This window comes from Methanospirillum sp., assembly GCF_035406105.1.
GTDB lineage: Archaea > Halobacteriota > Methanomicrobia > Methanomicrobiales > Methanospirillaceae > Methanospirillum.
On the sequence record NZ_DAONKG010000103.1, the window covers coordinates 1 to 8,726 of the forward strand.

General features: G+C 46.9%; 10 protein-coding genes. 9 read left to right on the top strand and 1 reads right to left on the bottom strand.

Annotated features, from left to right (window positions below; genetic code table 11):
* The first annotated feature begins 344 nt into the window (after positions 1-344).
* The 8 genes from PLA23_RS07485 (at position 345) to PLA23_RS07520 (ending at position 5,502) form a co-directional block, all read left to right on the top strand.
* Complete coding sequence (locus PLA23_RS07485) at positions 345-1,160, top strand: DUF4013 domain-containing protein (RefSeq protein WP_324474700.1); 816 nt, start codon at positions 345-347, stop codon at positions 1,158-1,160.
* Between the two features lie 238 nt (positions 1,161-1,398).
* The gene (locus PLA23_RS07490; RefSeq protein WP_324331887.1) at positions 1,399-1,788 is read left to right on the top strand and encodes a GerW family sporulation protein; all 390 of its coding nucleotides are present in this window, start codon (positions 1,399-1,401) and stop codon (positions 1,786-1,788) included.
* A gap of 10 nt (positions 1,789-1,798) precedes the next feature.
* On the top strand, positions 1,799-2,446 hold the full coding sequence (locus tag PLA23_RS07495) for a DUF2953 domain-containing protein (protein WP_324331886.1): 648 nt from the start codon (positions 1,799-1,801) through the stop codon (positions 2,444-2,446).
* Entirely contained in the window at positions 2,430-2,702 is a 273-nt protein-coding gene (locus PLA23_RS07500) for a hypothetical protein (RefSeq protein WP_324474701.1), read from the top strand. Before PLA23_RS07495 ends, PLA23_RS07500 begins: the two co-directional genes overlap by 17 nt.
* Before the next feature lie 325 nt (positions 2,703-3,027).
* Positions 3,028-3,273 carry a YlcI/YnfO family protein gene (locus PLA23_RS07505; protein ID WP_324474703.1) on the top strand — a complete coding sequence of 82 codons (246 nt, stop codon included), beginning with the start codon at positions 3,028-3,030 and terminating at the stop codon, positions 3,271-3,273.
* A gap of 69 nt (positions 3,274-3,342) precedes the next feature.
* Positions 3,343-3,921 (top strand): flavodoxin family protein, encoded by a 579-nt coding sequence (locus PLA23_RS07510; protein WP_324331717.1) that lies wholly within the window; start codon positions 3,343-3,345, stop codon positions 3,919-3,921.
* A gap of 253 nt (positions 3,922-4,174) precedes the next feature.
* A complete protein-coding gene (locus tag PLA23_RS07515; RefSeq protein WP_324474705.1) occupies positions 4,175-4,363 on the top strand; it encodes a hypothetical protein in 189 nt (62 codons plus the stop codon).
* The gene (locus tag PLA23_RS07520) at positions 4,360-5,502 is read left to right on the top strand and encodes a radical SAM/SPASM domain-containing protein (protein WP_324474707.1); all 1,143 of its coding nucleotides are present in this window, start codon (positions 4,360-4,362) and stop codon (positions 5,500-5,502) included. The genes PLA23_RS07515 and PLA23_RS07520 overlap by 4 nt, the downstream gene beginning before the upstream one ends.
* A gap of 255 nt (positions 5,503-5,757) precedes the next feature.
* Here PLA23_RS07520 and PLA23_RS07525 read toward each other — a convergent pair whose 3' ends face one another.
* Positions 5,758-8,160 (bottom strand): methyl-accepting chemotaxis protein, encoded by a 2,403-nt coding sequence (locus PLA23_RS07525; protein ID WP_324474709.1) that lies wholly within the window; start codon positions 8,158-8,160, stop codon positions 5,758-5,760.
* Positions 8,161-8,285: 125 nt separating this feature from the next.
* Between PLA23_RS07525 and PLA23_RS07530 the strand changes: the two genes are divergently transcribed.
* Positions 8,286-8,726: hypothetical protein (locus tag PLA23_RS07530; RefSeq protein ID WP_324474711.1), on the top strand; the 441-nt coding region annotated here is incomplete at its 3' end.

Below are 8,726 nucleotides of genomic sequence, written 5' to 3' on the forward strand. Positions count from 1 at the left end.
CGTGGTCGGGAGAGCAATCACTGCAAGTAAGGATGTCAGACATGCTGCCGAGGAGTTCCTTGAGCAGCTCAATAAGGAAGAGATCGATCAATTCAGAATCATGACCGATTTTTAAGGTCAGAACATGCGCCGCTGTATTCTTCTGACCTGGTGAGAGGGGGTCAGATCCCCTCCTCCTTCACTCCTTTTTCCTATTCGTGATCCTGGCCTGGCAACCACCGGGAAGGTCATTTGGAAGACACATGAGACCGCCACCCCCTCCGGTAATCGACATTTTCAACGTCCAGGATACGGCCTATCCCATTACAGGTCTGATAATGTACCCATTGTCACCAGATTGAACCATGGTACTGACGTCAGGACATCCCTGGAGAAAACCGGTCATGATGCTGATGGCTATCGCCACCGGGAATCACCCTCCTCATGAGTCATCATACAGCACACATAAATACCAAAACGCCGATTCTTTCATATCTTCACAGAGGTGTACATACATGGGAATCAGCGAATTACTCAGTGACTCATTTGGTTACGCGAATGAGGGATTAATCGGTAAATGGATGCGATGGATTATTCTTATTATCTCATCGATAATCTTCCCTCTGATTATGGGATATTCACTCAGAGTTATGAAGGGAACTACTCCTGCTCCTGAACCTGGTGATTATCTTGGCATGTTTATTGATGGAATCAAGATGATCATTATTGAGATAGTTTATATGATTATCCCACTCATCATAGCAATTGCCACCTTCTCTCTTAGTGGAGGATTTGGGAGTATAGCAATGCTCGGGATGAATGTAGACAATCCACTTGCCTATTTCGGGATGCTGATGGCTACCTTTGGTTTATCCCTGATTCTCTTCATGGTTGTGGCCTTCATCTTTTCCCTGTTTGGAATCATTGGTATGGTACGGTTTGCCAGAACCGGTAGCATGGGAGAAGCATTTGCATTTGGTGAGATAACCAACACCATTGGAAAGATAGGATGGGTCCAGTACATCATTGCCCTTATCGTGCTCTTCATTGTCTTATTCGTAATATATGCAGTAATCGGTTTAATACCGGTAATTGGAGGCCTAATCAACCTTATTATTGCTCCGTACATCGTCATGGTGACATCACGGTATTACTCACAACTCTATGATATGGGTGCCTGAAACAGGAAAAACCTACAAAAAACCAGTTTTTCCTGGTTTAGGTAATACGTGGATGCATCCCGGTTTCTGGATGGATTATCGGGTGACTCATCAGCCTGTTTCTTATCTCTTATTTTTCCATCCTGGTACGCAGCGAGTACTCACTTCTATATGACGAAGGAATCTGAACTATCATGCAATAAGACTGGTTGTATCATGCAACCATACCATTATCACCTTACAAAATCCTCTCTCTACCATGACAACAAAAGAAGTCCTCGCCGAAGCATCAAAAAATATCAGTGATCTCATCTCGGCCAGACGGGTTATGGGAGATCCGATCGATCTGGGAGATAAGGTTGTCATTCCGGTAACCAGATTTGGAATCGCATTCGGAGCAGGAAGCGGGAACGGAAAAGAAGGGGATGGCAGTGGTGCCGGAGGTGGCGGAGGAGTAGAACCGATGGCTCTTCTGGTTGCCCATAAGGAGATCAAAGGAGCAGAAGGAATCCAGGTCTTCTCTTTAAAGAAAGAGAACCCGGTAGCCCAGGTGATAACTGCACTGAGCGAATCACTCGTGCCCCAGGTCATCGAGCTGGTCAAGCAGAAAAAGCCGGCATCGGCCAGCACAACTGAAGAAGAAAAATAATTGAGGATCTATGTTTCATCCGACTGGTGATCAACTTGTCACGGTCGGCATAATTCTTTTTATATTGATTGTACTGAGAATTCTCTACACAATACCGCTGAAAATCTCTCTTGCAGCAGAACGGGATGAGGCCAGGCTGTGTGGTGAGAGCGAAGTGGGATTTGGACCCTTCGGGGTTGTATTTCTCTATGATGGAGCCTTAAAAGGAGAGACGAGCATTTGCGGGAGGCGTCTTTTTTCGTTTTCTATACCGACACCAGGGGAGGAGGATACCGAACCTGAAAAGGAGAAGTCAGAGGAACGGGGTATCCTATCCGGAATGAGATGGATCCCGGTAATCTTTCAGGGCAGCAGACGAATCATCAGACATTTCAGAATTGATATGTTCATCTGTCATGCACGGATCGGGTGTGGTGATCCTTGTACGACCGGGATGATGTATGGGTATATCCAGGCAATTATTCCATTTCTTCCGGGAGAACATGACATCTGCATTACTCCGGATTTTCATGACCGAGTCCTCGTAGGTCACCTCAGGCTGGTTACCCTGTTTATGTACCCCTTCGCTCTCCTTGTCTATCTCTGCAGGATAATCATTCCAGAGGTTCTGAATAGGCCGGTGACATCAGGAGGGAAGATGGATGCAGAATCCGGATGATACGATTAGAATCCTGGAGCCGGTTGTACTTTCGGATAGAGAGATCTATCCGGTTGTTAGCGTACATTCATGGGCAGGAAAACAGGGAAGAATGATACATGTCAGACCCTGTGCTCTCCTCATCCGTGAAGATGAGGCATGGTTCTTTGTATCAGTTGATGAAACGGTTCCCGATATACCATCTCATCTCTCTCAATACTCCGGATGCATAGGGGCGATAATCCGGAATCAGATCCTTGAATGCATGAGAAAATGAGGGTTTTCATTAACCGATACTATCCTGCTTCCTGAGAAGCCCACATACCGGCTGGCAGAATGGATTCGACACATGCTATTCACCACCGGGGGGAGGATCAAGAGAGAAAAATGAATAATACTGTTCAACCACGGTGCCACGGACAAGAACGTCGGCTGGCATGATGAATAATCCCCTGAGTATCAGATAGTGCTTTTGTATAGATACTCTATAGCCTTCAGGATTTACTGTTGAGATACCATTAGATACGCAGGATTTCTATTGTGAGACTACAGCACCATCACAATGCAAATATTAATACATGTGGTAATAATAATTGTATTACATGGCGAAGACAAAACCAAAAAGTCATGCCAGTGTATCCCTTCGCATGCCAGTTGAGTTAAAGGATGCACTTGAAAGCTATGTTGCAGAACATGACCTAAACTCGATGTCTGAAGCAATAATCGCCATCCTTGTAGAAAAATTAAACCCCCCCATTCCGGGATTGTGCTTGCCGTGCAACTATCAGAACCCGGTTGATGCAAAATTCTGCTGCAAATGTGGAAAAAAATTGAAAATAAATCAATAATACGTATTACTAATAGTAGTACAGACATACATACAAGTATTCATAACAGAAAACGATGAGGTATAGAAGATGAGAATCGTCAGCATTATTGGAAGTCATCGCAAGAACGGGAACACGGAAATGATACTCAAGGGATTTGATAAAGAGTTCAAAGCCCTGGAGATTCCTGATTACAAGAACAAAATGTACAACATCTCTGAAATGAACATCTACCCGTGCCGATCCTGTAATAAATGTAAAAAGAGAGATAACTGTATCATTGAGGACGATTTTGGAAAGGTTGCATTGAAGATGATTCAGAGCGATCTTATCATCATGGGGTCGCCAGTCTACTTCTCGGACGTAAGCGCCCAGATTAAAGCCCTTTTTGACCGGACCTATTCTCTCTGGCATAAAAAAATGCTGAAAGGGAAGAATATTATTTTGGTAGCGACCTGTGCCGAGTATGGCTCAGGGCATACGATTGATACCATGCGGCACTGGGCACGGGATCATGAGATGAACATTATTGCCACCGTCGAGGGAAAAAGCGAAAAGAAGGGAAAAGTCCTTGAAAATGAGATGACGGTCAGGGCAATTGCAGATGCAGTGCGGGCATGTGACCAGATCGTGCCAAAAATTGAGCACGACGATCCCACACATGAATAATTATTAATTATTTTTTTCTGACTCAACTGCGTATCGTTCATACCCGTGACGATATAATCCCCGAACTTGAATCAGAACACACCGGTCGAAAAACATTCATAAAGAGTCTGATAACCAGCCGGTAGAAACGGGTCGAATGCAGGTAGGCTGACATCTCCTCCTGTCATACGAATACCAGGCATCAGGATGCCCGGGGAGAACCTGCTTAAACGGGGATCATGCAGGAAGAACCGTTCAGAAATATGAAAGAAGCATGCCATGTAGGGAAAAAATGAACACGAACGAGAAAAAATACGTCCTTGTCCGTATGGGCTGGCCGCATGCCGGAACCCCCGTTCATGCCGGTGACCTCCTGAAAGCAGACATACAGAACGTCCCTGTACGGGCAGTGGCACGAAAGACAGGGAAGGATATTATTCAGAATTCCGGTGCTCATACATGACCGGGCGTGAATATTCACAGCAAAATACCCCGGTCAACAAGCCAGCCGGATCATCGGACATACCGCCTGACCTGTACCGTGACCTCTTCAATTCGACCATTGGTGAGGTTATTCATCATGCAATCCGGATAATCGGTGGCACCCCCTCCCTCATCATCCCTGCAGGGAGAATTCTCAGGTACCAGAAAAAAGCAGCAAACATACGAGCGAAGCATGAGAAAGAAGGGCTCCTGGTCCCTCCAGTTCTGATCATCAGTATCACCGCACGATGTAATCTTACCTGCGCACGCTGCTACATGCATGCCCGAAAGGAGAATCAAAAACCAGAAATGAGCCCGGCCATGCTTACATCAATCATTGATCAGGCAAGAGCACTTGGAGTCTCCATTATCGTCATTGCCGGAGGTGAGCCGTTCGTGCGGGCAGAAGAGATCATCCGCATTGCACAGAATCACCCTGCAATTCTCTTCCCTGTCTTTACCAACGGGCTCCTGATTGATGAACCACTCGCTGACACCCTGGCATCATGCCGCAATATCGTCCCTATGATAAGTGTGGAGGGTCTTCGGGATGAGACCGATGCACGAAGAGGAAATGGTGTCTTTGACCGGCTTTTCCTCGCCTGTCATCATCTCAAATCCCGTGACATCTTCTTTGGCTGCTCAATCACAACAACCAGTGCAAATTATGAGACAGTAACACGTGATGTATTCATCAGGCAGATGATTGATGCCAGTATCCGCGTTTTCTCATACGTTGAATATGTCCCGATGACACCGGGAACAGAAGAACTTGTCCTTACCCACAAGCAGAAACAGAACCTGCCAGGCATCCTTGCCCGCCTGAACCAGAAATATCCTGCACTCTTTCTGGGATTCCCCGGAGATGAAGCATATTATGGAGGATGCCTTGCTGCAGGGCGGGGATTTGTGCATGTCAGCCCGTCAGGAGATCTCGAGCCCTGCCCGGCAGCATCATATTCTGATGCAAACCTGACCGAAATGTCACTTAAAGAGGGACTGAAATCGCCATTCCTTCAAAGACTGAGAGACATACCTGAGCTCCTTACTGAATCAGCAGGGGGATGTGCTCTCCATGAAAACGAGGATCTGGTGAGAAAGATTCTCTCAAAACCCTGATTATCTGCCCATCTCTGTCGATCTGGTTACGCTGTCCAGAGTCATTATCCAGATGCCTGATCACGATATCGCCGGCATCCGGCAGGAACCGGTATCTCAGACCGGATTCTTCCGGTATAGTGACCATTCTGCCCCTCGTCGGTGATCTGATCACGTCTTTATCGTATACGCTTTTGTCCCTCATTCAGCAGCCATCCGGTGGAACAGGAGGGTGGAACCGGATGAAAATGAGGTGATACATGCCGGATTCAGCAATCAGACGGTAAACCCACGTATCCCTCCATGAATCTCTTCAGCATATCTGACGACTGCCTCAATATGACCGGATATCTGTTCTATAGACCGGCATGATGACGCACACGCCTGTGCTGATGCTCCGGCATCACGGGCAGTCTCGATCATCAGCTCACCAATCGTCCGTGCCCGCTGTTTCAGATCTGCAATCCTCCTCTCCTGCTCCTGTGATAGTACCCCGGTCTCCCGGCTCATGGATGCAATCACTTCAACCTCACCGGCCATCTTCTCAAACAGATGCACCATCTCACAGATCGCGTGACTTCGCGATGCAATCTCTTCCTGCACCTGTGAAACCTTATCTCTGACCTCACGAAATGTATCATGCAACGCAGTAAGGGTCTGTGAGATACTGGTTGTGGACTCTTTTGACTGGACAGCCAGATGCTTTACTTCACTTGCAACAACCGCAAATCCCTTCCCATAGCTGCCGGCATGGGCAGCCTCAATTGCGGCATTAATCGCGAGCAGATTTGTCTGGTTTGCAATATCCGTAACCACCCGGATGATCTTCTCAATACTTATGAGCTCTGCATGAATGCGGGATATGCCACTATCAACCGAACTGGCAGCCTCCGAGATTGCATCAATACCCTCCCTGCTCTGCGTTGCATGTATCACACCCTGGGATGACATCTCATGGGTGCGGGCGGACGTCTGTGCAACCTCCTGGACCTTTTCATTCATTTCACAGAGGGCCTGCATAGCAGTATCAGCACTGGCAATCATCTCTCTGACCTCCTCCTGAACACTGGCTGCCCGGTCAGATACTGCAGCGGTATACGCGGCAAGGGTCTCTGCCTGGCCGGAGACCGCGGCAATCTCCCGTTTAATCCCCTCAGCCTCAATCGTTAACACATCAGCAGCATTCCGAAGGACCGTAATACTCTCTGATACCTGCACCCCGATATTATCGAGAGAACTCCGGATGGTTGTAAAATCACCAGACACCTGCAGCTTTGAACTCATATGGGCGGTAAAATCACCAGCGGCATAACGGCTGCTCACCCGGTCAATCTCGCCCACAACCGCAGAACACCAGATCCCGATAGAATCCATTGACTCTTTCATACTGGCAAAATCACCCGGATATGCAATATTCTCATCCATGCGTGCTGAAAACTCACACGCGGCATACGACTTTGCAACCCGCTTTATTTCAAGCAGGGGAGTGTTCAGTCTGACCAGCATCTGGTTCATGCCGGCAACCATCGCCTGATAGTACCCGGACAGCCCGGATGTGTCCCCTTTCATGGTCAGATTTCCTTCCATAACCGACATCGTAAACGATTCAACCGTGGCGATCATGAGTTGCAGACTGTCTAATGCCCCATTGAGATCCTGAATGATACCGGTAAACGGGCCTTCCTGTGGTGCCTGAATGGAGAGAGGTATCCACCCTGAGTTCATCTGGGATATGCCTTCAGACAGAGCGGAGAACTGCTGCTGCACCTGCTCCATCATGGAATTGATGGCAGTAATACCAAAAAGCAGCGATTCGTCAGGATCTTCAATCTCAAACCGGTGCGAGAAATTTCCTGTTGATAGTGCATGTGCAAGCTGCTCAAGTGCTAAAGAGAGGGCAGAATAATCCGCTACGTGTCCCACAGAGTCATGTACAGGGACTATCTGCTCTTTTACCGTCAAAAACAGAACCGAACGCTTGAGAAGAGTAACAAAGCAGACCTGAACCGTCATGAGAAATGAACACTCTGACCCGGTATCTTCATACATAAACCGGATCTCAGTGCCAGGTTCATCTGTTAATTCCTGTATTGCGGGGTTTTGAGCAAGTACATCCCATTTCAGGATATTGTTATGTCCAAGAACATCCGCCGGGATCGGAATCCGGTGGCCGGATGTCATCGAGAGAATGGTTCCATCAAGTTCTGCCAGAATCTCACACTGGTGTGAGAGTGACCTCCGAATCGAATCGTACGATGGAAATTCAGAAGGACGGTCAGGCTCAATGAAGAAGATGAGTATCACCGGGGTTGATGCACCCTCCGGGATCGTTGGCAGGGCACGAATCTCATAAAATCCTGATCCCTTTGGAAACACTACTTCAGCCACTCCGGATGTTATCCTTCCTGACAGTGCCGCATCCCAGACCGACTCACCAGAAAGAAGGGATACTGACAGGTTTCGAAAATGCATCCCTTGCATTGTCTCTTTCAGAAACCCTGACCTGATGAGAAATGCCTCATTTGCCTGCGAAATAGAAAGGGTGTGATCACAGAGCAGAACAGGCACCGGGAATGAATCAAGAAACTCATCCCAGCATGTGAATGCATACGATCCTTGCGCGATATGCTGAATAAAAGAATCTGCAGCAGCACCCTGTTTTGAAATACCAGAATTCATCTATCTCAGTTTTGGATCACGCCCTTTTAAGCAACCGACTCTTGTCATACTTTTAACCTCAATTTTCATATTTTTTCGCGATCAGAGATTGAGTTAGCTTTATATAGTTTAGCAACAAAGTGGTCGTGCATCCTATCGAAGCCTGGGAAGGGCTCAAAACAAAGAACGGGGATGGATTATTCGTCCCTTATGATGAGTTAATGGTTGCCGCCAATCAGACCCAATTTTGTGAGAGGCTGAGAGTAATCCACCCGGTTATATTTCTCATGACTTTACTCACGTATCGAAGTTTTCATTTGGTACCAACATTTCGCGAGTTATGGCAACATTATGTGCGATTAACTGGCTATGAGGGCTATAATAATTCTGAAGTCATCAAATATCAGAGTTTTTATGCAAGATTTGATGAATACTTAGTGAATTATCTTAAAATGGTAGTTTCTTTAGCAATGGAGAAATTAGAATCCAATTCTCCATGGAAATTACGAGGTTCGTTAGAGCAGTTTAGTACGATATATATCTTGGATAATACCTTGGTTCGGCTCCATGACAAGTTAAATCTCCTA

What these genes read in the sequence shown, in the direction of transcription:
- PLA23_RS07485 (WP_324474700.1), top strand. Translation starts at nt 345, where the DNA reads ATGGTACTGACGTCAGGACATCCCTGGAGAAAACCGGTCATGATGCTG.
- PLA23_RS07490 (WP_324331887.1), top strand. Translation starts at nt 1,399, where the DNA reads ATGACAACAAAAGAAGTCCTCGCCGAAGCATCAAAAAATATCAGTGAT.
- PLA23_RS07495 (WP_324331886.1), top strand. Translation starts at nt 1,799, where the DNA reads ATGTTTCATCCGACTGGTGATCAACTTGTCACGGTCGGCATAATTCTT.
- PLA23_RS07500 (WP_324474701.1), top strand. Translation starts at nt 2,430, where the DNA reads ATGCAGAATCCGGATGATACGATTAGAATCCTGGAGCCGGTTGTACTT.
- PLA23_RS07505 (WP_324474703.1), top strand. Translation starts at nt 3,028, where the DNA reads ATGGCGAAGACAAAACCAAAAAGTCATGCCAGTGTATCCCTTCGCATG.
- PLA23_RS07510 (WP_324331717.1), top strand. Translation starts at nt 3,343, where the DNA reads ATGAGAATCGTCAGCATTATTGGAAGTCATCGCAAGAACGGGAACACG.
- PLA23_RS07515 (WP_324474705.1), top strand. Translation starts at nt 4,175, where the DNA reads ATGCCATGTAGGGAAAAAATGAACACGAACGAGAAAAAATACGTCCTT.
- PLA23_RS07520 (WP_324474707.1), top strand. Translation starts at nt 4,360, where the DNA reads ATGACCGGGCGTGAATATTCACAGCAAAATACCCCGGTCAACAAGCCA.
- PLA23_RS07525 (WP_324474709.1), bottom strand. Translation starts at nt 8,160, where the DNA reads ATGAATTCTGGTATTTCAAAACAGGGTGCTGCTGCAGATTCTTTTATT.